This window comes from Caballeronia concitans (assembly GCF_001544615.1).
In the GTDB taxonomy this organism is placed as follows: Bacteria; Pseudomonadota; Gammaproteobacteria; order Burkholderiales; family Burkholderiaceae; genus Caballeronia; species Caballeronia concitans.
The window spans coordinates 1,166,172-1,189,657 of record NZ_FCNV02000001.1; the positions used below are offsets into that span (position 1 = coordinate 1,166,172).

The 23,486-nt window shown below is 65.7% G+C and carries 17 protein-coding genes; 10 read left to right on the forward strand and 7 right to left on the reverse strand.

The window, feature by feature from the left end; genetic code table 11:
- Positions 1–100 precede the first annotated feature (100 nt).
- On the reverse strand, positions 101–1,966 hold the full coding sequence (locus tag AWB72_RS05445) for a glycoside hydrolase family 15 protein (protein ID WP_040048856.1): 1,866 nt from the start codon (positions 1,964–1,966) through the stop codon (positions 101–103).
- A 397-nt stretch (positions 1,967–2,363) separates the two neighbouring features.
- Between AWB72_RS05445 and AWB72_RS05450 the strand changes: the two genes are divergently transcribed.
- Positions 2,364–2,612: a hypothetical protein gene (locus AWB72_RS05450; protein WP_040048855.1), complete on the forward strand. Its 249-nt coding sequence runs from the start codon at positions 2,364–2,366 to the stop codon at positions 2,610–2,612.
- Positions 2,613–2,773: 161 nt separating this feature from the next.
- Here the strand turns inward: AWB72_RS05450 and AWB72_RS05455 are convergent, their stop codons facing one another.
- Positions 2,774–2,926, reverse strand: a complete 153-nt coding sequence (locus AWB72_RS05455) for a DUF3096 domain-containing protein (RefSeq protein WP_084592725.1) — start codon at positions 2,924–2,926, stop codon at positions 2,774–2,776.
- A gap of 154 nt (positions 2,927–3,080) precedes the next feature.
- Here AWB72_RS05455 and AWB72_RS05460 point away from each other — a divergent pair, with 154 nt between their 5' ends.
- The 3 genes from AWB72_RS05460 to AWB72_RS05470 all read left to right on the forward strand — a co-directional run bounded on the left by AWB72_RS05460 (position 3,081) and on the right by AWB72_RS05470 (position 6,112).
- Positions 3,081–4,379, forward strand: a complete 1,299-nt coding sequence (locus AWB72_RS05460) for a lactonase family protein (RefSeq protein ID WP_040048854.1) — start codon at positions 3,081–3,083, stop codon at positions 4,377–4,379.
- 46 nt (positions 4,380–4,425) lie between these two features.
- Complete coding sequence (locus AWB72_RS05465; RefSeq protein WP_040048853.1) at positions 4,426–4,989, forward strand: antimicrobial peptide resistance and lipid A acylation PagP; 564 nt, start codon at positions 4,426–4,428, stop codon at positions 4,987–4,989.
- Positions 4,990–5,056: 67 nt separating this feature from the next.
- On the forward strand, positions 5,057–6,112 hold the full coding sequence (locus AWB72_RS05470; RefSeq protein ID WP_040048852.1) for a transporter: 1,056 nt from the start codon (positions 5,057–5,059) through the stop codon (positions 6,110–6,112).
- Positions 6,113–6,123: 11 nt separating this feature from the next.
- Here the strand turns inward: AWB72_RS05470 and AWB72_RS05475 are convergent, their stop codons facing one another.
- A complete protein-coding gene (locus AWB72_RS05475) occupies positions 6,124–10,347 on the reverse strand; it encodes a DNA translocase FtsK (RefSeq protein ID WP_087127889.1) in 4,224 nt (1,407 codons plus the stop codon).
- 179 nt (positions 10,348–10,526) lie between these two features.
- Positions 10,527–11,081 carry an META domain-containing protein gene (locus AWB72_RS05480; RefSeq protein WP_040048850.1) on the reverse strand — a complete coding sequence of 185 codons (555 nt, stop codon included), beginning with the start codon at positions 11,079–11,081 and terminating at the stop codon, positions 10,527–10,529.
- 271 nt (positions 11,082–11,352) lie between these two features.
- Between AWB72_RS05480 and purT the strand changes: the two genes are divergently transcribed.
- From purT to AWB72_RS05495, 4 genes are all read left to right on the forward strand, one after another.
- Positions 11,353–12,600, forward strand: a complete 1,248-nt coding sequence (gene purT / locus AWB72_RS05485; protein ID WP_052449701.1) for a formate-dependent phosphoribosylglycinamide formyltransferase — start codon at positions 11,353–11,355, stop codon at positions 12,598–12,600.
- 35 nt (positions 12,601–12,635) lie between these two features.
- Entirely contained in the window at positions 12,636–12,806 is a 171-nt protein-coding gene (locus tag AWB72_RS29100; RefSeq protein WP_167550940.1) for a DUF6726 family protein, read from the forward strand.
- A 39-nt stretch (positions 12,807–12,845) separates the two neighbouring features.
- A complete protein-coding gene (locus AWB72_RS05490) occupies positions 12,846–13,211 on the forward strand; it encodes an MliC family protein (RefSeq protein ID WP_040048849.1) in 366 nt (121 codons plus the stop codon).
- 499 nt (positions 13,212–13,710) lie between these two features.
- Positions 13,711–15,195: a DEAD/DEAH box helicase gene (locus AWB72_RS05495; RefSeq protein WP_040048848.1), complete on the forward strand. Its 1,485-nt coding sequence runs from the start codon at positions 13,711–13,713 to the stop codon at positions 15,193–15,195.
- A 51-nt stretch (positions 15,196–15,246) separates the two neighbouring features.
- Here AWB72_RS05495 and gluQRS read toward each other — a convergent pair whose 3' ends face one another.
- On the reverse strand, positions 15,247–16,119 hold the full coding sequence (gluQRS, locus tag AWB72_RS05500) for a tRNA glutamyl-Q(34) synthetase GluQRS (protein ID WP_040048847.1): 873 nt from the start codon (positions 16,117–16,119) through the stop codon (positions 15,247–15,249).
- 10 nt (positions 16,120–16,129) lie between these two features.
- Positions 16,130–16,984: a sulfurtransferase gene (locus tag AWB72_RS05505; RefSeq protein WP_040048933.1), complete on the reverse strand. Its 855-nt coding sequence runs from the start codon at positions 16,982–16,984 to the stop codon at positions 16,130–16,132.
- A gap of 218 nt (positions 16,985–17,202) precedes the next feature.
- Between AWB72_RS05505 and dnaE the strand changes: the two genes are divergently transcribed.
- Positions 17,203–20,730 carry a DNA polymerase III subunit alpha gene (gene dnaE / locus AWB72_RS05510; RefSeq protein WP_040048846.1) on the forward strand — a complete coding sequence of 1,176 codons (3,528 nt, stop codon included), beginning with the start codon at positions 17,203–17,205 and terminating at the stop codon, positions 20,728–20,730.
- Here dnaE and AWB72_RS05515 read toward each other — a convergent pair.
- Complete coding sequence (locus AWB72_RS05515; RefSeq protein WP_040048845.1) at positions 20,724–21,491, reverse strand: glycosyltransferase family 2 protein; 768 nt, start codon at positions 21,489–21,491, stop codon at positions 20,724–20,726. The two genes, dnaE and AWB72_RS05515, sit on opposite strands and share 7 nt — an antisense overlap.
- Positions 21,492–21,730: 239 nt before the next feature.
- Between AWB72_RS05515 and msbA the strand changes: the two genes are divergently transcribed.
- Positions 21,731–23,485: a lipid A export permease/ATP-binding protein MsbA gene (msbA, locus tag AWB72_RS05520; RefSeq protein WP_374728862.1), complete on the forward strand. Its 1,755-nt coding sequence runs from the start codon at positions 21,731–21,733 to the stop codon at positions 23,483–23,485.
- The last annotated feature ends 1 nt before the right edge of the window (position 23,486 follow it).

Below are 23,486 nucleotides of genomic sequence, written 5' to 3' on the forward strand. Positions count from 1 at the left end.
TTTGCCGGCTTCCGCGCAACAGTGTTGCCGTTGTGCAGTGCATCAATACTAGCGGCAAGCGAAGGGGCTGGCTAATGAAATCAATCGCTTGCATCGTTTCTTAACGTTTCCCGCTGGCCGCATCGACGGCGACTTCGGCCCCGCGGCGCTCGGAACTCGACGGCTGGCCGGTCGCCTTGGCCATCTCTTCCTCGTGGCGCATCAGGTTCATTCCCGTATGCACGAGCGCCACGTGCGTGAACGCCTGCGGGAAGTTGCCGACCATGCGCTTCGCCTCGGTGTCGTATTCCTCCGCGAGCAGGCCGACATCGTTCGCCAGGCCGACCAGGCGTTCGAACATCGCATGCGCTTCGTCGTGCCTGCCTTGCAGCGCCAGATTGTCGACCAGCCAGAAGCTACAAGCCAGAAACGTGCCTTCCCCCGGCGGCAGACCGTCGGAAACTTCGGTCGTGTGGTAACGCTTCACCAGTCCATCGTGCGTCAGATCGGTCTCGATCGCATGTACGGTGCCGGTCACACGCGGATCATCGGGCGGCAGAAAGCCCAGCAGCGGGATCAGAAGGAGACTCGCGTCGAGCGCATCGCCGTGATAGGCCTGCGTGAACGCGTTCATGGCCGGATTCCAGCTTTTTGCGCAGACATCGGCGTGGATGCGGTCGCGCACCTCGCGCCAATGGTCGACAGGGCCGGGCAGATGAAATTTCTCCGCCGATCTGATCGCGCGGTCGTACGCGACCCACGCCATCACCTTGGAGAACGTGAAGTGTTGGCGTCCGCCACGCACTTCCCAGATGCCTTCGTCGGGTTGTTCCCAGATGCCGTCGAGATGCTGGAGCATCGTGCACTGGATGGACCACGCGGTGTCGTCGCTTTGCAGGCCGCCGACGCGCGCGAGGTGTAGCGCGTTCATCACTTCGCCGTAGACGTCGAGTTGCAACTGATCGACCGCGCCATTGCCGATACGCACCGGCTGCGCGTTCTCATAGCCGGGCAGCCACGGAATCTCCCATTCGGGCAGCCGCCGCTCGCCGGCGATGCCGTACATGATCTGCACCTGCGACGGCGAGCCGGCCATCGCGCGGCCGAGCCAAGCACGCCACGCGCGGGCTTCGTCGTAATAGCCGCCGCGCATCAGCGCGAGCAGCGTGATGGTCGCGTCGCGCAGCCAGCAATAGCGATAATCCCAGTTCCGCGTGCCGCCGAGCTGCTCGGGCAGCGATGTGGTCGGCGCCGCGACGATGCCGCCCGTCGGTTCATACGCGAGTGCCTTGAGCGTGATGAGCGAGCGGCGGATCGCGCCGGCCCAGCGGCCCTTCAGTTCGCTTTGCGCGGACCAGTCGCGCCAGTGGTTTTCGGTGCGCGCGAGCTGCGTGTGCGGATCGTGCGCGGGCGGCAGACGCAAGTGCGACTGCGAATAGCAGAGCGAGAACGGCACGCGCTCGCCTTCGCTGACATCGAAGGAGGCCGTCGTTCGCATGTTTTCGCCGACGAGATCGACGGGCGTGCGCAGCACCGCGAGATCCGGGCCGGCGATGGCGCGGATGCCGCTATCGTTGGGCAAACGGCTGACCCACGGCACCGCCGATCCGTAATCGAAACGCAGCACGAGTTCCATCTTCATGCGCACCGTGCCGCGCTTGCCGACGACGATGCGCACCAGTTCCGAATGGCCATTGCGCGACGGCATGAAATCGACGACGGTGACGGCGCCTTCCGGCGTTTCGAAATCGGTTTCGAGGATGAGCGTGTCGTCGCGATAGCGGCGGCGCGTGACGGGCGATTCGCCGTCGGGCATCGAAGGCGCGATGAGCCATCGGCCGTGCTCGGGCGTGCCGAGGAGGGCGGCGAAGCACGCGCCCGAATCGAAGCGGGGCCAGCATAGCCAGTCGACGGAACCGTCGCGGGAGATGAGGGCGGCGGTGTGGCCGTCGCCGACCATGGCGTAGTCTTCGATCAGTGCGGGCATAAGCGAACGTCGTTGCAATCGGCGCGCGATGCGCCGGGTTGTCGGGGACGGCGCGGCACCGGCTGGCGCGGCGCAAGTGCCTTCCAAATGTGCATCTGCATGTGGCCGCATTCTGCCGCAATCGTTCGTGGCGAGCAGAAAACCGGGCGCTTCCCCTTGGCGGCGCGGTGCGCGCGAAGCGCTGCGACGGCGTGCCGCGCCCGCTTGGCCGATAAACGCTACTCAAGCGCCGATTGCGCCGTTGCCAAAAAAATGAGCTGATGTTTGAATGAACGTCCGCGCAATGGTTTGCGCGCCTTTCGGAAGACGCCGTCGCTTGCCGTTACGGCGCATGTCGCGCGGATGCTGCTTCGTTTCCTTCACACATCGTTGCCACGCATTTCGAGGACACATAACTATGCTTAATCCGTCGAAAGCTGACTGCATCGCCATTCTTTCCGCTGCAAGCGGCGTCCGCGATACCGACGCCTTGCTCACGCTCGATCACAAACGTCTCGGCCTGTCGCGCAACGCGATGGACACCGCCGCCGTCTTTCTCACCGAACGCGGATGTTTCCGCCACTATCGTTTCGGCGCGAGCGGCTTGTCCGTCGGCGCGTTGTCCCTGCAAGGGCGCATGCGGCTCGATCAGCTCGCCAATGGCTAACTGACCGAGCCGAATCGGCGCCCGAGTCGACATCGAAAAACTCGTCCAGACGCGCACGCGTGCAGCTCGAACACTGCACGCGTGCGTTTTGCTTTCAGTGTGAAGAAAGCCTTACACGCGGAACCGTTGGCGCGAATCGGCGTCACAAGGCAACGTGATCCTTAGAGATGCGCCGCGCCCGAGCCGAACAAGCCGATCAACCCGATGACGATCAGATAGATCGCCACGATAAAGTTCAGCAGCCGCGGCATCACCAGAATGAGAATGCCGGCGATCAGCGAGATAAGCGGTCCAAGGCTCAGGTGAATGTCCATCTCATCAGCTCCTTTGTTGGTTCAAGTCGTGTGGCCTGTTCATTGGCATCGAAGCGGCGATTCCCCGCGGTCCGTAACTTGCTGCCGCTCAACGCCGTTCCGTGCCGGCCGACGCCCTTCATAACAAGCAGCAAATAGACGATGAGGAGGTTTCATGCAACCGACCCCTTCCCGCGCCGCGACGATTCCGCCCTTGCAAGCACCGCGCCAGCCCGCGCCGGCGAAGCGCTGGACGAGAGGCATCGCGTTCATGCTGACGCTCGCCGCCGCGCAAGCCTTCGCTCAAACGTCAGGCGGCGCGGCCGCGTCGCCGTCACCGGGCGCGAGCGGCGTGCAAGCCCCGGGCACAGGCGAAGTCTATGACCTGCTCATCGGCACCTACACCGGCGGCGGCAAGAGCGAAGGAATCTATGTCTATCGTTTCGATACGGGCAACGGCGAGCTGACGCGCGTGGCATCGGCGCAGACGGTGAATCCGTCGTATCTCGTCGTCAGCCGCGACCGCAACTATGTCTACGCCGTCAACGAACTGCCCGGCGACAACGGCCCCGCGTCGCAGCGCGGCGGCGTCAGCGCGTTCCGCTTCGATCGGGCGAGCGGGCAACTGAGCTTTCTCAATCGCGTGTCGGCGGACGGCAACGATCCCTGCTATCTCGCGATCTCGCCCGACGGCAAATATTTGCTCGCCGCGAACTATTCCGTCGCGGCGAATCCCGGCGGCAGCTTCGCCGTCTTTCCGCTTGCCGGCGACGGGCACGTCGGCGCGTCCGTGCTGACCGTGCATCACGAAGGCAGCGGCCCCGTCAAAGGGCGGCAGGACAACTCGCACGTTCATTCGACGGTCTTCTCGCCGGACGGCAAATATCTTTTCGCGCAGGATTTGGGGGTCGACAAGCTGTACGGCTATCGCTATACGCCCGATGGCAGCCGCGGCCTGTTCGGTCCGACCGAAGCGCGCTACACGCCGATCAAGGCGGGCGCCGGCCCGCGCCACCTGATCTTCGACGCGAGCGGCCGGCACGCCTACCTGACGACGGAGCTGAACGCGTCGGTAACCGTATTCGATTACGCCGACGGCAAGCTCACCGAAACGCAGTCGCTGCCGATGACCGCGCCGGGTTTCAAGGGCAAGATCGGCGGCGGCGCGCTGCATCTGTCGCCGGACGGGCGCTTTCTCTACGCGACGAATCGCGGCGACGTGAACGAACTCGTCGCGTTCTCGGTGAATCCGGCGAACGGGCATCTCAAGCTGCTGAAGCGCTATTCGACGCTCGGCAAGACGCCGCGTGAATTCGCGATCGAGCCGGGCGGCCGATGGCTCGTCGTCGGCAATCAGGAAAGCGACAGCGCGGTCTTCTTCCGGCGCGATCCCGAGACGGGCGAGCTCGCGTCGGATCCGAAACGCCTCTCGATTGGATCGCCGGTAGACTTCAAGTTCGTCTCGCCGTCGTGATGACGGCACCGTGCCGTACCCGGATTAGCCACGCAGTTCATCCACGATGACAACAATAAAGGTCAAGGCGGTCACGGTTTCACTGTTGTCTCTTTCGTTCCTGGCGCACGCCGGCGAAGCCCAGTGCGACTACAAGCACGAGTGGCTGTCCTCGGCGTGCGAGCGTGTGATGCGCGTCGCGCACGACGGCACCTGGGACTTGTACGTGACGGGCTATGGCTGGCACATCGACGGCTATAACAATCGCAGTGAGCTGAACCCGTGGTCGTGGGGCGGCGGCGCGGGCAAGCACTGGATCGACGCGAACGGCAACGAGGACCTGCTCTTCGCCATCGCCTTCTCGGACTCGCATCACAACTTCGAGCCGATCGTCGGGTACGCGCGCCAGTGGTACACGAATCCGGCGCTGGGCGGATTGCAGCTCGGCGGCGGCTTCTTCGCGGGCTTCACCGCGCGCAGCGACGTCGCGCATTACCTGCCGCTGCCCCTCGCGTTTCCGGTTGCATCGATACGCTATCGGCGCACGTCGATCATGGGCACGTTCATTCCGCGCATTCCCGGCCTCAACGACGGCGACGTCGCGTTCTTCTTCGGCCGCTACGAGTTCTAGTACGATGCCCCGGCGGCCCGGCAGGCGGGCCGCCATCGACCCTGGTTTTTGAAAGGCAGAAGCAAGATTGGATACCACCCGCATTCCCGATACGCCCTCGCGCAGAAGCGCGGAGCGCAACGACCAGACGCCGCCGGGCTTCATCAGCGCGTTCGACTTCGCGGGCGGCGAGGCGCTGCGGCTTTCGTGGGATGAGGCGCGCAGGGCCGTCGCCGGCGACGGTCTCACGTGGCTGCATCTTTCCGCGAACGACGACGCCGTCGAAAGCTGGCTGGAAAGCGTCTCGGCAGTGCCCGATGTCGCGCGCGAGTTCCTGAACGGTGAGGACAAGCGTCCGCGCGTGCACATGGGCGGCAACTTCATGTACGGCGTGGTGGCGGACCTGGAACTCGTCGCCGCCGCGCCGCAAGCCGCGACGCCCGGCGCGCGCGAGGACAACCGCGCGACCGGCGCGCTGCGCTTCTATGTCGACAAGCACCGCATGATCACCGTGCGCGCGCGGCCGCTGCAATCCACCGACCGGCTGCGTCACGCGGTGCTCGAAGGCGCGACCTTCCGCGATACCGTCGATCTCTTCGCGGGCCTGATTCGCGCGCTGAACGAGACGTTCGTGGATCGCATCGACGAAATCGGCGACCGGCTCGACGACGTGGAAGAGGGCGTGCTCGAGAACAGCCACGCGAACTGGCGCGCGCAATTGGGCGACGTGCGGCGGCGTCTGGTCGAGGTCAAGCGCTTCATCGATCCGGAACGCAACGCGCTGACGCAACTCGTGACGCGCCGCCTCGAATGGGCCGAGCCGCGTTCGATGGAAGCGCTCGTGCAGGCCATTCAGGTGCTCAATGGCCTGGGCGGCGGACTGGAAGGGCTCTATGAGCGCGCGAAGCTGCTGCAGGATGAGATCGCAGCGCAGCTTTCCGAGGACATCAACCGCAAGCTCCTTTGGCTCGCGATCATGTCGGCGTTGCTGCTGCCCGCCACGCTCGTGACGGGCATCTTCGGCATGAACGTGGCCGGATTGCCCGGCACGCACGATCCGCATTCGTTCTGGATCGTGGTCGGCGTGATGGCGGGGTGCGCCGCCATCACGATCCTGCTGTTGCGCAAACTGCGCTTATGGTGAACTGAGCGCGTTCACTCGCCGGGGCCGGGCGGCGCGAGCACTTCGCGATTGCCGTTGGTGCCCATCGGCGAGACGAGCCCGGCCGCTTCCATTTGCTCGACGAGCCGCGCCGCGCGGTTATAGCCGATGCGCAATTGCCGCTGCACCGACGAAATCGACGCGCGCCGCGTGCGCACGACGAACGCGACGGCTTCGTCGTAGAGCGGATCGGCTTCCGCGTCGGGCGCGTCGCCGAAGAGGTCCTGCGAGCCGCCTTCCGCCGTCGGTCCGGACAGAATGCCTTCCTCGTACTCCGGCTCGCCGAACTGCTTCAGATACTCGACCACGCGATGCACTTCGTCGTCCGCGACGAACGCGCCGTGCACGCGCTGCGGATAACCGGTGCCGGGCGGCAGGAAGAGCATGTCGCCCGCGCCGAGCAGCGATTCCGCGCCCATCTGGTCGAGAATCGTGCGCGAATCGATCTTCGACGACACCTGGAACGCCACGCGCGTCGGGATGTTCGCCTTGATGAGGCCCGTGATGACATCGACCGAAGGCCGCTGCGTCGCCAGAATCAGGTGGATGCCGGCCGCGCGCGCCTTCTGTGCGAGCCGCGCGATCAACTGTTCGATCTGCTTGCCGGCGACCATCATGAGATCGGCGAGTTCGTCGATGACGACGACGATCAGCGGCAGCGTCGAGAGCGGCTCGGGCGCATCGGGTGTCAGCGAGAACGGATTCGTGAGCTTCTTGCCCGCGGCTTCGGTGTTGCGCACCTTCTGATTGAAGCCTTGCAGGTTGCGCACGCCGACCGCCGACATCAGCCGATACCGCTTCTCCATTTCGCCGACGCACCAGTTGAGCGCGTTCGACGCGAGCTTCATGTCGGTGACGACGGGCGCGAGCAGATGCGGAATGCCCTCGTAGACGGAGAGTTCCAGCATCTTCGGATCGATCATGATGAGGCGCACGTCCTCGGGCTTCGCCTTGTAGAGCAGCGAGAGGATCATCGCGTTGATCGCGACGGACTTGCCCGAGCCCGTCGTGCCCGCGACGAGCATGTGCGGCGCTTTCGCGAGATCGGTCACGACCGGATTGCCGACGATGTCCTTGCCCATCGCGATCGTCAGATTCGACTTCGACGCGCGATACACGTCCTGCTCGAGAATCTCCGAGAGGCGGATCATCTGGCGCTTCGCGTTCGGCAGTTCGAGGCCCATGCAGGTCTTGCCGGGAATCGTTTCGACGACGCGGATGGACGTGAGGCCGAGCCCGCGCGACAGGTCTTTCATCAGGCCGACGATCTGGCTGCCGCGCACGCCGAGCGCCGGCTCCACTTCGAAGCGCGTGATGACCGGCCCCGCCGACGCGCCGACGACCGTCACCGGCACCTTGAATTCCTGCAGGCGCTGCTCGATCAGCTGGCCGGTTTCGGCGAGGCGTTCCTCGGAGACGGGCTCGACTTCGTCGGAGGCGGGTTCGAGCAGGTCGAAGGGCGGCAATTCGACCGCCGATGCCTGCGGCGCGTGGAATTCGAACGCCGCGCCGACGGAACCGCGCACGGGCTGGCGGGGTTCGGGCGCGCTGGCCGGTGTCTCCGGGCGGGGGGAGGGCACGGGTTGTGGCGCATCCAGCGTCGGAAGTGACGGCGGCGTGGACGCGACGTCGTCGTCGGACCAGGGCGGCGTTTCCATCGACAACGGCGCTTGCTCGCGGTCCAGCAATGCGTCGGGAAGAGGCGGCGGGAGAATGGGCGCGGCGTCGAACGGATAGCTCGTCGGTTCGAGCGCGGCCGGCGCAGCGGGCATCGGCGCTGATGAGGATGCCACGAAGGCGCTCATTTCAGGCGATGCGGGCGCTTGCGTCGGGGTCCATGCGGGCTCGCGAGGGTACGCGGGCTCGGGCGCGCGTTCAGTTGCGGAGGCCGTGGTCTCGCGGCTGGCCGATGCGGTCGCCGCCGTCGAGATGCTTTGCGTTGCTTCGCCGCCCGCTGAAGAAGGCGCGATGTGACGTGGGTCGGCGTCGGCGGCGCTGTGAGCCGGGTAACCCGAGCCGTCTGAATGCGATGCTTCGAATGCGGACGGCGCAGTCGGCATTGCGGCTGCATCACTTGCACTCGACCATGCACCCGCGCCGGACAGCGAGTCGAACGATGGCGGTTCAGCAGGCAGCGCGGACGTGGACGTTGCCGCGTCCGCGGCGACGACAGCTGGCGCGAACGGTGCGTTGGGAATCGCGTTTCGATGCGGTGCGACCGGTTCCGGCTCGCTTGCCACCGTCGATGCGAAGTTCCCGTTGATGGGAGCGGCGGAAGCATCGACCGGTGGGTTGAGGAGCGCATCGCTCTCGGGCGTGACGGTCGCGGCTTTTGCGTCGGTGTAAGCAACCGTGGACGCCACTGCATCGCTCGGCGACGGCTCCGGGATATTCGGACGCACTTCCGGCTGCGGCATTCCGGCAGGACTCTGCAGCGCTGTCGCCAATGCATCATCGCTCGGCGAGTGCGGCGCGTGTTCAGGACTTTCAACCGATGACGCCGCCGCGCTGCCGTCCGCCTTCTCCGTCGTCGTCGACGGGGTATGCGAATCATCGCTTGCAAATACCGACGAGCGGGAGTCGGCCATACGCGCCGCACGATCGCCACCGGCTTGCAGTGCATCGACACGAGCGTCCGCATCCGTGCCGACGAGCGCCTGCACGCGCTTCACCGTCGAGCGCTCGGTTTCTATCCCGCGAGCCGATTCCGCCGCGAAGGACGCGAGCCGGCTCGACGCGAACGGCGCATTGACCTCGGACGCCACGCCTGCGGGAGCGTGCATCGCGCCTTCTGCTCGAAGCGATGCGGGCAGGGCGGACAGAGCAAGACCGCTCGCGCCCGACGATGCGGGCAGCACAGCACCCGCCGCATGTTCCGGCAGCGTCTGCGCTTCATGATCGCGGGCAAGACTCGCCCCGGCGAGCGACGTCCAGAGCGCGGCGTTTTCTTCGATCGAGCGCAGCGTCGCCTGAATCGCTTCGGGCGGCGGCGGAGGCGTGGCGGGCGCCGGCGCGCGCGAGAAGGCGGGCGCGGCGAAGGGCTGCGAACGCGCATCGCGTGCGGCGGCGGTCTGCGTCACGTTTCGCGACGGCGTGCGCGCGGCGGCCGCCCTAGAGATCGGAGACGGCGTCGAACCGGCCGGCGGACGCGACGCGGCCATCGCGTTCGCATTCGCGCTCGTGGAAACGGAAGCCCTGGCGGGCATCGGCGCAAGCGCAGGCTTAACGGACGGCCGGCTGACCGGCGCGCCTGCAGTCGATAACGAAGGCGCAACGGATGCCGACGCAGGCATCGCCGCGCGCGGAGGCGACTGCACGCGCGCATCGCCGGCGACGGACGCATTGGCCGTCGTCCTGCCCGTGGACATAGCGGATCCCAGCGCAGCCGTCGACGTCGACAGCGAATTCAGCCATCCGTCCGGCGCGACGGGTTCGACGAACGCCGCCGGCACCGCCGTTCCCGCGCGCTCGAAGGCAGGGCGCTTCGAGTACGCTTCGGCCGTCGCCGCAATGTTCGCGGCGCCCGTCTCGGCGCGCTTGACCGGGCGCTTGCCCGTCTCAGGCGGACGCCACACTGTCGGCCGCTGATAGCGCCCGTTGCGATTGGCCGATGGCATGCCGAGCGTCGCTTCGTCGTGCGACGTGCGCGAACCCATCGCATCGAAATGTTCCCCGCCGATGCCTCTGACCGACCCGCTCACTGACCCGCTCGCTGCAGGCTCCCGCGTGCGGCGCTCACGCCAGCGCATCTTGCCGGGCCTGGACTTCGACTTGGCGCTGCCGGAATCGCGAGGACGCGCCTCGCGCTCGGAATCGTCGGGCGGCGTGGTCCAGCTTTGTGGAAGCCCGAAGCCGAACGCTTCTTCCACCCAGCGAAGCACCGAGCGCCAGCTGAATTCGACGAGCCACGGCAGGCTGATCGCGAGCAACAGCGCCGCGATGGCGATGGCGCCTGCCGGCTGCGCGATGCCGGCAAGCGCGCTCGCCAAGGCCCGCCCGCCGCGGTTGATGTTCTGCTGCGCCTCGAATGCGCCGGCGAGCCCGCCTTCGAGCGCGGCGCTCGACAGCAGCACGCACAAAAAGCCCAGCCACAGCCGGATGGTGCCGGGGCCGCGCAGCCCCGCGCCGCCCGGCAGCACCGATTTGACGACGCGCCAGAAAAGCGCAAGGAACCAGACGACTGATGCACCGAACCAGCCGAGAACTACCGTGTGCATGCTAAGGATGAACCAAGGTTGGGTGAGACGGATGGGACTGCTGCCCGGCAGCACGCATCGCGCGAAGGCCGGGCATATCGATCGAGCAGTTTAACGGGTCGCGGGCGAAGCCGACGCGCCTGGCGCGAGCACGCAACAACTCCGCACCGGCCAGGCGGCGACGCGCGACGCGCAAGCGGTCATTTTTCGCGTCGCGCGAAGGTAAGCACTTGCCCGTCATCGAGCGTCAATCGAAGCGATTGCGGCGGTTTCATCTGGACGCCGCTTTTCGCGACATGCGCGAGGGCATCGAGATAGGGACGCTCCAGTGTGCCGCCCAACGCGTTCGGCCCGGATACGCACGCCATGCGCGTCCCCGCGAGCGGCCCGAAGCTCAGCTTGCCGTCTTTCAGATCGTACGTGCCGGTGTAGCGATTGCAGCCGGAGAAGCCGCTCGCGCGCCGGCGTCCGCTTTCCGTCGAAAAGACCAGCGTGATCGGCTGCGCGCCGACTGCGGCGGTCGGAATGGCGCGCGGTTGGCCGCCGGCTTCGGTCCAGGCGGTGAGTTCCCATTGCGTGTCGTCGAGCAATTGCGTCGCGGCGGGATTGTAGGGATCGGTGGGCGGCGCGCTTGTGTCGGGATGCTGCGGGATCGCGCAGCCGCACATGACGGTCGCAGCGACGAGCGCGGCAACGGCGCAGCGCGATGACCATGAAGAACGCGAACGCGATGCGCGGGGGAATTGCAAGGACATCGATGATCTCAAAGCTGGCGAAAGCGTAAGGGTATCGCACGCGTCCTGTGATTTGTCCAGCGTTGACGTGCAACAAAATGATCGGCGGCGGCGTCGTTGGTCGATGCCGCCGGGGAATTCGGGCGCCACGAGCGAGTCGATACCGCTTGTCAATATGCCGAACGGCAGAGGAGCTTCCGCGGACGGTGCGTGTTAACATCGCCGCCTATCGGTTTTGCAGGGCTTTTCACGCCCTCGCGCCGACGCACAACCCGATTTCACTGGAGTACGCATGCACACCGATCCGTCCGGCAACCACGCAGCGAAGGACTTCGCCTCGTCAATCGGCACGCCGCTTTCTTCGCATGCCACGCGCGTCATGCTGCTCGGCGCGGGAGAGCTTGGCAAGGAAGTGATCATCGCGCTGCAGCGGCTCGGCGTCGAAGCGATCGCGGTGGATCGTTACGCGAACGCGCCGGGGCATCAGGTCGCGCACCGCGCGCATGTCATCGACATGACCGATCCCGCCGCGCTGCGTGCCCTCGTCGAGCAGGAGCGGCCGCATCTGATCGTGCCGGAAATCGAGGCCATCGCCACCGACGCGCTCGCCGAAATCGAAGCGTCGGGCGCGGCGACCGTCATTCCGACCGCGCGCGCCACGCAACTCACGATGAACCGCGAAGGCATCCGCCGGCTCGCCGCCGAAACGCTCGGTTTGCCGACATCGCCGTATGCATTCGCGCAATCGCTCGACGAGATGAAGGCGGCGATCGCGAAGATCGGCTTTCCGTGCGTGGTGAAGCCGGTGATGTCGTCGTCGGGCAAGGGCCAGTCCGTGCTCCGGAGCGAAGCGGATGTCGAACCCGCATGGAATTACGCGATGGCCGGCGGGCGCGTGAATCACGGGCGCGTGATCGTCGAGGGCTTCATCGACTTCGAATACGAGATCACGCAACTCACCGTGCGCGCCGCCGATCCGGCGAACGGCAAGACAGAGACGTATTTCTGCGAGCCGATCGGGCACGTGCAGGTGGCGGGCGATTACGTCGAATCGTGGCAGCCGCAGCCGATGAGCGCCGCCGCGCTCGACAAGGCCCGCGACGTCGCCGCGAAGGTGACGACGGCGCTCGGCGGCCGCGGCCTCTTCGGCGTCGAACTGTTCGTGCGAGGCGACGACGTCTGGTTCTCCGAAGTGAGCCCGCGCCCGCACGATACCGGCCTCGTCACCCTCGCGACGCAGCGCTTCTCCGAATTCGAGCTGCATGCGCGCGCCATCCTGGGCTTGCCGGTGGATACTTCGCTTTCCACGCCCGGGGCGTCGGCGGTCATTTATGGCGGCATCGACGAGGCGGGCATTGCGTTCGAAGGCGTAGGCGAGGCGCTGGCGGTGCCGGGCGCGGACTTGCGGCTCTTCGGCAAGCCCGAGAGCTTCGTGAAGCGCCGCATGGGCGTGGCGGTGGCGACGGGCGTCGATACCGGCGAGGCGCGCGAACGTGCGAAGCTGGCGGCGTCGAAGGTGCGCCCGGTTTCGACGAAGTGATCGCACGTGTCTCTCGCGCCGACAGGAGAAACTTGGTGAAACACTTGGGGCTGGCCGCGCTCGTCGCGGCATGCGTGGGACTGTCGGGGTGCGGACTGGCGGCCGCGCCGTGCCGGATCGTATCGGCGGGCCTGAAGATCGTGCCGGTGGTCGGCCATGTCGCCGCCGCGCCGACCGACGCTTGCGCCGATGTCATCGATCCCTGATTCGCTGACACGCGCTCACCACGAACGACGGATCGACCGATGAACAGGCTTTTCGCACTTTCGATCGCCGGCATGGCTGCGCAATTCGCGCAGTCCGCGCTTGCGATGCCGCTGACGGTCCCGCAGATTCAGACGGCATCGACCGAAACCACGCGCTACGACTGCAAGGACGGCAAGACCGTGTCGGTGCAGTACACGAACACGCGCAATCGCCAGAGCTTCGCGGCGCTGACGGTCGACGGGCGCAAGCTGCTGTTCGTGAACGTCATCGCGGGTTCGGGCGCGAGATACGTCGCGGATCAATACACGTGGTGGACCAAGGGCCCGCAGGCGAATCTCTACGACGAGATGGCCGCGAAGGATTCGCCGCCGCTGCTCGCGGATTGTCAGGCGCGCCAAAAATAGCGCCGAAGCGCGTTGAAGAGTGCGGAAGGGGGCGCGGCGCAGGACCGCATCGGCAGACGCTTCGAGCGCCGGAGCGCTTTGCTGGGCGGTGCTACAATGCACGGTTTTCCGGCAATGAAGCCGGTGGCTGCGATGGCGGGCGATCACAACGCGGTCCATGCAGCGCCAGAGCCGATTGCAGCGAGCGCGCCCGATCGATCCGATGTCCCGAAAGCGTCATCGAAACGGTGTTCCATGAAGCGCGGATCGCCTGAGCCGGGTAGCGGCACCGGGCGCGAACCGAAAAGCGAGCGGAAAAGCCAGCGAACAAGCGACCCCACCGCCCGGCGCGGCCCACCGATTGCACCGTGCGAACGCCGGACGCCGAATCTCTTGCATATTGCGTCGCGCATCATTGCGCGCCACCGAAACACACACGCGTGACCGACCGGACTCTCTCGAACGATCCATCACGCGCGCCGCATCGAGCGGACCTTTAGCGAAAGCCAACATAGTCACCATGTCTGATTCCGTCGCCACGAACACGTCCACCGAAGAAGCCACGGCCGCGCTCACGTTCGATCAGTTCGGCCTGTCCGCCGACATCCTGAAGGCGGTGAGCGAGTCGGGCTACACCAAGCCCACGCCGATTCAGGCGAAAGCCATTCCCGTCGTCCTGTCGGGCAGCGATGTAATGGGCGCGGCTCAGACCGGGACCGGCAAGACCGCGAGCTTCTCGCTGCCGATCATCCAGCGCCTCTTGCCGATGGCCAACACGAGCGCATCGCCGGCGCGGCATCCCGTGCGCGCGCTGATGCTCACGCCGACGCGCGAACTCGCCGATCAGGTCGCCGCCAACGTGCAGACGTACTCGAAGCACACGCCGCTGCGCAGCACGGTGGTGTTCGGCGGCGTCGACATGAATCCGCAGTCCGAAGCGCTGCGCCGCGGCGTCGAAATCCTGATCGCGACGCCGGGCCGCCTGCTCGACCACGTTCAGCAAAAGACGCTCAATCTCGGCCAGGTGCAGATGCTCGTGCTCGACGAAGCCGACCGCATGCTCGACATGGGCTTTCTGCCGGACCTGCAGCGCATCCTGAATCTGCTGCCGAAGGAACGCCAGACGCTCCTTTTCTCCGCGACGTTCTCGCCGGAAATCAAGAAACTCGCGTCGACCTATCTGCGCAACCCGCAGACGATCGAAGTCGCGCGCAGCAATTCCACGGCGACGAACGTGCGCCAGATCGTCTACGAAGTGCACGAGAGCGACAAGTCGGGCGCGGTGGCGCAGATCATCCGCGAACGCGAGCTGAAGCAGGTGATCGTGTTCTGTAACAGCAAGATCGGCGCGAGCCGGCTCGCGCGCGTGCTGGAGCGCGACGGCATCGTGGCGACCGCGATTCACGGCGACCGTTCGCAGAGCGAGCGGATGCAGGCGCTCGATGCGTTCAAGCGCGGCGAAATCGAAGCGCTCGTCGCGACCGACGTCGCGGCGCGCGGTCTCGATATCGCCGAACTGCCGGCGGTCATCAACTTCGATCTGCCGTTCAACGCGGAAGACTACGTGCACCGCATCGGCCGCACGGGTCGCGCGGGCGCATCGGGCGACGCGCTGTCGCTGTGCAGCGCCAACGAGCGCAAGCAGCTCGCGGACATCGAAAAGCTGATCAAGCGTCCGCTCGAAGTGCAGACGCTTCAGGTTGCCACGCCGATGCGTCGCGACGGCGCACGGCGCGACGAGCGGCCCGCACGCGGCGAGCGCGCGGAACATCGTCATGGTGCGCGTGACGAGGCGGGATCGCGCCGCCGCACGTCGTCGAGTTCGTATGACCGGCCGCGCGGCCGTCAGCAGCCGATCGACGAATTCTTCCTGAAGCCGTATGAGCCGTCGCCCTCGGCGATGAAGCGGCAGGAGGAAGCGCCCGAGCCGGAGCGCAAGAGCGCGTCGAAGCAGCCGCTCGCGGCGTTGCTCGGTGGGCTGGGCATGCCTCGCAAGACGTCCTGAACGTCGTGGTTCAAGTGAAGACGGCAGCCGGTGCGGCTGCCGTCTTCCTATCTAGCGCCCGAAGCGCCGCGCCCAGCCGGCTGTCGCGGTCGCGTAGAACGCATCGAGCGTCCGCGCCGACGATGCATCCAGACCCAAATGCCGCGCCGCCTGCACGAGCGCATCGAGCGGCGAGTTGCGCTCGAGCGGCGCCGCGCCCGTCTGCTTGCTGAGCTTTTCGCCGGCCTCGTTGTTGAGTACCGGCACGTGCAGATACGACGGCGTCGGCACGCCCAGGCATCGCTGCAGATAGATCTGGCGCGCGGTGGAATCCAGCAGGTCCGCGCCGCGCACGATATGCGTGATGCGGGCGTCGGCGTCATCGACGACTACGGCGAGTTGATACGCCCACAAGCCATCCGCGCGCTTCAGCGCGAAATCGCCCACTTCGGTCGCCAAATCCTGCGACTGCGGCCCCTGCCAGCGATCCACGAACGCGATGCACGCCGCATCGCCGTCCGGCACGCGCAGCCGCCACGCGCGCGCCGGGCGGCCGTTCAAGCCATTGCGGCAAGTGCCGGGATAGGCGAGCGTCGCGTGCCGCGCATGCGCATGCACGAGCGAATCCGCGATCTCGCGGCGCGTGCAGCCGCACGGATAGATGAGGCCCGCCGCCTGCAACTGCGCGAACGCCTGCGCGTAGGCGTCGTCGCGCTGGCTTTGCCAGACGGGCGGCTCGTCGGAATGCATGCCGAAATGCGCGAGCGTCGCGAGGATGTCGTCGGCGGCGCCTGCGACGGTGCGCGGCGCGTCCACATCTTCGATTCGCACGATCCATCGCCCGCCGTGCGCGCGGGCATCGAGATAACTCGCGAGCGCGCTCACGAGCGATCCCGCATGCAGCGGGCCGGTGGGCGAGGGCGCGAAACGGCCGCGATAGGTCATCGGAGGCGCTTTAAGCCGCCTTCGCTTCGGGATGGCACGCCGGACACGATTCGCCCGGCTTGAAATACGGCGATTGCTGGTCCTCGACGCTCACCACCGCGCGGCACGCGAAGCATTGCGACGTCGCCGTCGGTTCGAGCTGCGGATTGAGCGCGGTGCGGTAATCGAACACGAAGCAGTCGCCGTTGTAGTGCGCGCCGCCCACTTCCTCGAAATATTTCAGAATGCCGCCTTCGAGCTGATAAACATGCTCGATGCCCACTTCCTTCATGTGAATCGCGGCCTTCTCGCAGCGAATGCCGCCGGTGCAGAACGACACCACCGTCTTGCCTTCCAGATCGGCGCGATTCTGCTCGATCACCGCCGGGAACTCGCTGAACTTGGTGATGCGGTAGTCGAGCGCATGGTCGAACGTGCCGACATCGACTTCGAACGCATTGCGCGTGTCGAGCATCACGACGGGGCGGCCTTCATCGTCGTGGCCGCGGTCGAGCCACGTCTTGAGCGTGGGCGCATCGACGGCGGGCGCGCGGCCGAGTTCCGGCTGGATCGCGGGCTTCTTCATCGTGATGATTTCGCGCTTCAGGCGCACCAGCATGCGGCGGAACGGCTGCGTGTCCGACAGGCTCTCCTTGAACTGCAGGTCGGCGAAACGGCCGCCGAAAAGCGCGTCGGTCCGAATGTAGTCGATGAACTCGCGCACTTCGCGAATCGGCCCCGAAATGAACAGGTTGATGCCCTCCGGCGCCAGCAGGATCGTGCCCTTGAGGCCGAGCGCATTGCAGCGTTCGGTGACGAGCGGCCGCCACGCGGCGCCGTCCTCGATCGTGACGAATTTGTAGGCGGAGAGATTCAATATGTTCATGATGAAAAGCCGGCGAAACGGGTAAGAACGAAACACGCGCGGCAGCGGGCCGCCGCGCAAAACTCGTATTATCCCGCAAACGGCGGGCGGGCTTTCACCGGCGCGAGCCGACCTTCCCGCAAAGCCTTGTCGCCGCTCAATTTCGAGAGTGCGGCAGCGCCTTATCCGTTCGGCCAACGCTGCCCGCGCGGGCTTTTTTGCGACGGCACGGATGTACAATGTCGCCCATGTCAGATCCCCGCTTCGTTCATCTCCGCGTCCACTCCGAATTCTCGATCGCCGATGGCATCGTGCGGCTGGACGACGTCGTCAAAGCCGCCGCGAAAGACGGTCAGGGCGCGCTCGCGCTCACCGATCTCGCCAACGCCTTCGGTCTCGTGCGCTTCTACAAGGAAGCACGCGGCAAGGGCATCAAGCCGATCGCCGGCTGCGATGTCTGGATCACCAATCCCGCTGATCGCGACAAGCCTTCGCGCCTGCTCTTGCTCGTGCGCGACAAGATCGGCTATCTCAATCTGTGCGAATTGCTGAGCCGGGCTTGGCTCACGAACCAGTATCGCGGGCGCGCGGAAGTGATGGTCGAATGGCTCGAAGAAGGGCTCGCCACGGGCCTGCTCGCGCTGTCGGGCGCGCAGGGCGGCGATATCGGCATGGCGCTCGCGGCGGGCAACGAAGCGAGCGCCGAGCGTCACGCCACGCGCTGGGCGCAACTTTTTCCGAACGCGTTTTATATCGAGCTGCAACGCGCCGGTCAGCCGGGCGAGCAGGCGTATATTCAGGAAGCCGTCGCGCTGGCGGCGAAGCTGCGCCTGCCTGTCGTCGCGACGCATCCGATGCAGTTCATGACGCCCGACGACTTCACCGCGCACGAAGCGCGCGTCTGCATCTCGGAAGGCGATATCCTCGCGAATCCGCGCCGTCAGAAGCGCTTCACGCAGGACCAGTTTTTCCGCACGCAAGCGGAAATGTGCGCGCTGTTCGCGGACATTCCGTCGGCGCTCGCGAATACCGTCGAAATCGCGAAACGCTGCAATCTCACGCTCGAACTCGGCAAGCCGAAGCTGCCGCTTTTCCCGACGCCCGATGGCATGTCGCTCGACGACTACCTCGTGCAGTTGTCGAAGGAAGGGCTGGAAGTCCGTTTGCAACAGCTTTATCCCGATGACGCCGAACGTGAAGCGCAGCGCGAGACGTACTACGCGCGCCTCGAATTCGAGTGCGGCACGATCATCAAGATGGGCTTTCCGGGCTACTTCCTGATCGTCGCCGACTTCATCATGTGGGCAAAGAACAACGGCGTGCCGGTCGGCCCGGGGCGCGGTTCGGGCGCGGGCTCGCTCGTCGCGTATGCGCTCGGCATTACCGATCTCGATCCGCTGCGCTACAACCTGCTGTTCGAGCGATTCTTGAATCCGGAACGCGTGTCGATGCCCGACTTCGACATCGACTTCTGCCAGGAAGGGCGCGACCGCGTCATTCAGTACGTGAAGGGCAAGTACGGCGCGGACGCCGTCTCGCAGATCGCGACGTTCGGCACGATGGCGGCGAAGGCGGCGGTGCGCGACATCGGCCGCGTGCTCGATCTCGGCTACATGTTCACGGACGGCGTCGCCAAGCTGATTCCGTTCAAGCCGGGCAAGCACGTGACCATCGCGGACGCGATGAAGGAAGAGCCGACGCTGCAGGAACGCTTCGATTCCGAAGACGAAGTGCATCAGCTGCTCGAACTCGCGCAGCGCGTGGAAGGGCTGACGCGCAACGTCGGCATGCACGCGGGCGGCGTGCTGATCGCGCCGGGCAAGCTCACGGACTTCTGCCCGCTTTATACGCAGGGCGAAGACGGCGGCGTCGTCAGCCAGTACGACAAGGACGACGTGGAAGCCGTCGGTCTCGTCAAGTTCGACTTTCTGGGCCTGACCACGCTCACCATTCTCGACTGGGCCGAGCGCTATATCCGCCGGCTCGATCCGTCGAAGAAGGACTGGAGCCTCGCGCAGGTTCCGCTGGACGATCCCGCTTCGTTCACCATCCTCAAGAAAGCGAACACCGTCGCCGTGTTCCAGCTGGAAAGCCGCGGCATGCAGGGCATGCTGAAAGACGCGCAGCCGGACCGCTTCGAGGACATCATCGCGCTGGTGGCGCTGTATCGGCCGGGCCCGATGGACCTGATTCCGAGCTTCTGCGCGCGCAAGCACGGGCGCGAGATCGTCGAGTATCCGGATCCGCGCGTCGAACCTGTTCTGAAAGAGACCTACGGCATCATGGTCTATCAGGAGCAGGTGATGCAGATGGCGCAGATCATCGGCGGCTACTCGCTCGGCGGCGCGGACTTGCTGCGTCGCGCGATGGGCAAGAAGAAGCCCGAGGAGATGGCGCAGCATCGCGAATTGTTCGCGGAAGGCGCGGCGAAGAACGGTCTCTCGCGCGAGAAGTCCGACGAAATCTTCGACTTGATGGAGAAGTTCGCGGGCTACGGCTTCAACAAGTCGCACGCGGCGGCGTATGCGCTGCTCGCGTATTACACGGCGTGGCTGAAGGCGCATCATCCGGCTGAATTCATGGCGGCCAACATGTCGCTCGCCATGGACGACACCGACAAGGTGAAGATCCTCTTCGAGGACTGCATCACGAACGGCATGGCCGTGCTGCCGCCGGACATCAATCGCTCGGCGTATCGCTTCGAACCGGTCGCGGAAGCCGACGGCAAGCGCTCGCGCACCATTCGCTACGGTCTTGGCGCGGTGAAGGGGAGCGGCCAGAACGCGATCGAGGAAATTCTGCGCGCGCGCGAGGACGGACCGTTTACCGATCTCTTCGATTTCTGCGAACGCATCGATCGCCGCGTGGTGAATCGTCGGACGGTGGAAGCGCTGATTCGCGCCGGCGCGTTCGACACCGTCCACGCGAACCGCGCGCAACTGCTCGCGTCCGTGCCGATGGCGATGGAAGCCGCCGACCAGGCCGCCGCCAACGCCATGCAGGCCGGCCTTTTCGACATGGGCGACGCGCCGCTCGCGAAACACGAATACGTCGATGAACCCGCTTGGTCGGACAAGAAGCGCCTTCAGGAAGAAAAGACGGCGCTCGGGTTCTATCTGTCGGGCCATCTTTTCGATGCCTACAAGGGCGAAGTGCGCCGCTTCGTGCGCCAGAAGATCGGCGAACTGAAGGAAGGGCGCGACAAACTCGTCGCGGGCGTGATTTCGTCGCTGCGCACGCAGATGACCCAGCGCGGCAAGATGCTGATCGTCAATCTCGATGACGGCTCCGGACAGTGCGAAGTGACCGTCTTCAACGAGCAGTTCGAAGCGAACAAGGCGCTCTTCAAGGAAGACGAGTTGCTCGTCGTGCAGGGACAGGCGCGCAACGACGCGTTCACGGGCGGCATCCGGTTCACCGTCGATACCGCGATGGACCTCGAACGCGCGCGCAGCCGCTATGCGCAGTCGGTGAAGGTGGAGATGAACGGCAACGCCGATGCGCTGCGCCTCAAGCGCGTGCTCGAAGCGCACACGGCGGGCGCGGAGACGGCTCCGGCGCCCGTCGCGCAGCCATCGCGCGAGAACGGCCGCTCGCGGCAATCCGCGCCGATTCCGAACGGGCTGAACGTGAGCATCGTGTATCGCAGCGAGCACGCCGAAGGCGAAGTGCGCCTGGGCGATGCGTGGCGCGTCAAGCCGACCGACGAACTCATCATGGCGCTACGCGGTGAGTTCGCGGGCAGCGAGGTCGAGGTCGTTTATTGATTCCCGCGTTCGTTCAGATGAGCGAGCTTGAGGAAGCGGTAATACACGGTCTCGGCGTTGAACACGGCGATCATGAAGCCCGATCGCCCGTCGAGAAAACCGCGCCGCAGCACGTAGGTTCTGAAGAACGCCCATAGCCCGCGCGTGACTGCCATGCCGAGACTCCCGCGCTTGCCTGCGGCGTGGCGTTGCCGAGCGCCGGCCGTCGAATAGGCATCGAGCTTGCGCGCCACCGTTTCGAAGTCTTCGTACGAGTAGTGCAGCAGCTTGCCTTCGAGCCGCGCGACGGGCGCACCGGTTTGCACGACGAGGCGTTCGTGCACGAGATCATTCGAAAAGCGCGCCGAACCGCGCTTGAAGAGGCGGGGAATCCAGTCGGGATACCAGCCGCTGTGTCTGATCCATTGGCCGCAGAAGCTCGAGAGCCGGTCCACCGCATACACATCGGCGCGCGGATTCGCGATCGCGGCTTGGATTGCCGTGGCCAGTTCCGGCGTGACGACTTCGTCGGCGTCGATGGAAAGCACCCAGTCGGTCGCGAGCGCGTCGAGGGCGCGGTTTTTCTGCGGGCCGAAGCCCGGCCATTCGCGCTCGATCAGCACGCGCGCGCCGTGCGCCTTCGCGATATCCACGGTCGCATCGGTGCTGCCGCCGTCGATCACGACGATATCGTCGGCGAAGGAAACCGAATCGAGGCATTGCGCGAGCCGCGCGGCCGCGTTGTGCGTGATGAGGGCGATGCCGAGGCTTGCGTGCGTCATAAGGTCGGGCCAGTGCCCTTCGTGGCTGGATGGATCGTGGCGCGTATTTTAAGACCATCGGTTGCGTTTCACGCCTGCAACGCCTAGTGAGTCGCGGGTGCCCGTCGGTTTAGAATGGCGGATTGTTGTGGCGCCGGGCTTTGCGGTCCGGCGTGGTTTTTCCCCGGCTGCGCGTTCGTTCGCCGGGACAACGCAGCGCAGAGGACGATTTGAGCGAGAAGCAGACACTAAGGAAGACCATCGGCGCGGGCGAGACTTCATCGTCCACGGCCGTCATACGGCGGCTTTGGCCTTACCTCAGGCCGCTCATGGGCTTCGTGCTCCTAGGCCTTCTCGCGATGGGCTTCGTCGCCGCGAGCGAAGCCGGCATTCCGATGCTGCTCAAGCCGCTGCTCGATCACGGTTTCGGCACGAAGGGCAGCGACAAGGCGCGCTGGCTCGTGCCTGTCGCGGTCGTCGGCCTCGCGCTGATTCGAGGCGCCGCGCAATACGCGTCCGGCTATTTCCTCTCGTACGTGTCGAACAAGATTCTGCTGCAACTGCGCCTGCAGATGTTCGACCGCATGATCCACACGAGCGCGGGCTTCTTCCAGCGCGAGACCGCGAGCACGATCATCAACGCGATCGTGTTCGAAGTGAACCAGATTCTGCAGGTGCTATCCAGCGTCGTAGTGACGCTCGTGCGCGATTCGCTCACGGTCGTGTTCCTGCTCGGCTATCTCTTCATTCTCAACTGGCGTCTCACGCTGATTGTCGCGGTCATTCTGCCGGGCATCGGCTGGCTCGTGTCGAAGATCAACCGGCGTTTGCGCCGGCTCAATCGCGAGCATCAGATGCTGACCAACGAGCTGTCGTATATCGTCGAAGAGACGGTCGGCGGCTACAAGGTCGTGAAGGTGCATAACGGCGAACCGTACGAAATGGGGCGCTTCACGGAGATGAGCAACCGGCTGCGCGGCTACGCGATGCGCATGCAGGTGTCCGGCGGCCTCGCGCAGCCGCTCACGCAGTTTCTCGCGTCGATTGCGCTCGCCATCGTGCTGACCATTGCGGTGCTGCAGTCGGCGAGCGACCAGACGACGGTCGGCGGCTTCGTCGCGTTCGTCACGTCCATGCTGCTCGTCATTTCGCCGCTCAAGCATCTGATCGATGTGAACCAGCCGCTGCAGCGCGGCGTGACGGCGGCCGAGCTGATCTTCGGCCTCATCGACGAACCGCCCGAGCCGGCCGGCGGCGGACGTTCGCTCACGCGCGCGGAGGGCCGCATCGAGTTCCGGGACGTGTCGTTCAATTACGGCACGCAGGACCGCGCCACGCTCGATCACGTCTCGTTCAAGGTCGCGCCCGGCGAGATGGTCGCGCTCGCGGGGCCGTCGGGCAGCGGCAAGACCACGCTCGTGAACCTGCTGCCGCGCTTCTTTGATCCCGCCGGCGGTCAGGTGCTCGTCGACGGCGTGCCGATCTCCGAATACGCGCTGCACGACCTGCGCGCGCAGATCGCCATGGTCAGCCAGGACGTCGTGCTCTTCAACGACACGATCGCCGCGAACGTCGCGTACGGCACCGTGCCCGACCGTGACCGCGTGCTGGCCGCGCTCGCCGCCGCCAATCTCGCCGATGTCATCGCTTCCATGCCCGACGGCATCGATACGCTGATCGGCGGCAACGGCATGCGCCTGTCCGGCGGGCAACGGCAACGGCTCGCCATTGCGCGCGCCATCTACAAGGACGCGCCGATCCTGATCCTCGACGAAGCCACGTCGGCGCTGGATTCGGAATCGGAACGTCACGTGCAGTCCGCGCTCGAGACGTTGATGAAGGGCCGCACGACACTCGTGATCGCGCACCGGCTGTCGACCATCGAGCGCGCCGACCGCATCCTCGTGCTGGAGGCGGGCAAGATCGCGGAACAGGGCAGTCATGCCGAATTGCTGCGGCTCGGCGGTCTTTACGCGCATTTGCATCGCATTCAGTATCAGCAGCAGGCGGCCTGAG

Bases quoted from the DNA above. Each gene is read 5' to 3' on its own strand.
- AWB72_RS05495 (WP_040048848.1), top strand. From the start codon at position 13,711: ATGTCTGATTCCGTCGCCACGAACACGTCCACCGAAGAAGCCACGGCC.
- AWB72_RS05450 (WP_040048855.1), top strand. From the start codon at position 2,364: ATGCTTAATCCGTCGAAAGCTGACTGCATCGCCATTCTTTCCGCTGCA.
- AWB72_RS05460 (WP_040048854.1), top strand. From the start codon at position 3,081: ATGCAACCGACCCCTTCCCGCGCCGCGACGATTCCGCCCTTGCAAGCA.
- AWB72_RS05465 (WP_040048853.1), top strand. From the start codon at position 4,426: ATGACAACAATAAAGGTCAAGGCGGTCACGGTTTCACTGTTGTCTCTT.
- dnaE (WP_040048846.1), top strand. From the start codon at position 17,203: ATGTCGCCCATGTCAGATCCCCGCTTCGTTCATCTCCGCGTCCACTCC.
- AWB72_RS05515 (WP_040048845.1), bottom strand. From the start codon at position 21,491: ATGACGCACGCAAGCCTCGGCATCGCCCTCATCACGCACAACGCGGCC.
- AWB72_RS05505 (WP_040048933.1), bottom strand. From the start codon at position 16,984: ATGAACATATTGAATCTCTCCGCCTACAAATTCGTCACGATCGAGGAC.
- gluQRS (WP_040048847.1), bottom strand. From the start codon at position 16,119: ATGACCTATCGCGGCCGTTTCGCGCCCTCGCCCACCGGCCCGCTGCAT.
- AWB72_RS05475 (WP_087127889.1), bottom strand. From the start codon at position 10,347: ATGCACACGGTAGTTCTCGGCTGGTTCGGTGCATCAGTCGTCTGGTTC.
- AWB72_RS05445 (WP_040048856.1), bottom strand. From the start codon at position 1,966: ATGCCCGCACTGATCGAAGACTACGCCATGGTCGGCGACGGCCACACC.
- AWB72_RS05455 (WP_084592725.1), bottom strand. From the start codon at position 2,926: ATGGACATTCACCTGAGCCTTGGACCGCTTATCTCGCTGATCGCCGGC.
- AWB72_RS05480 (WP_040048850.1), bottom strand. From the start codon at position 11,081: ATGTCCTTGCAATTCCCCCGCGCATCGCGTTCGCGTTCTTCATGGTCA.
- AWB72_RS05490 (WP_040048849.1), top strand. From the start codon at position 12,846: ATGAACAGGCTTTTCGCACTTTCGATCGCCGGCATGGCTGCGCAATTC.
- purT (WP_052449701.1), top strand. From the start codon at position 11,353: ATGCACACCGATCCGTCCGGCAACCACGCAGCGAAGGACTTCGCCTCG.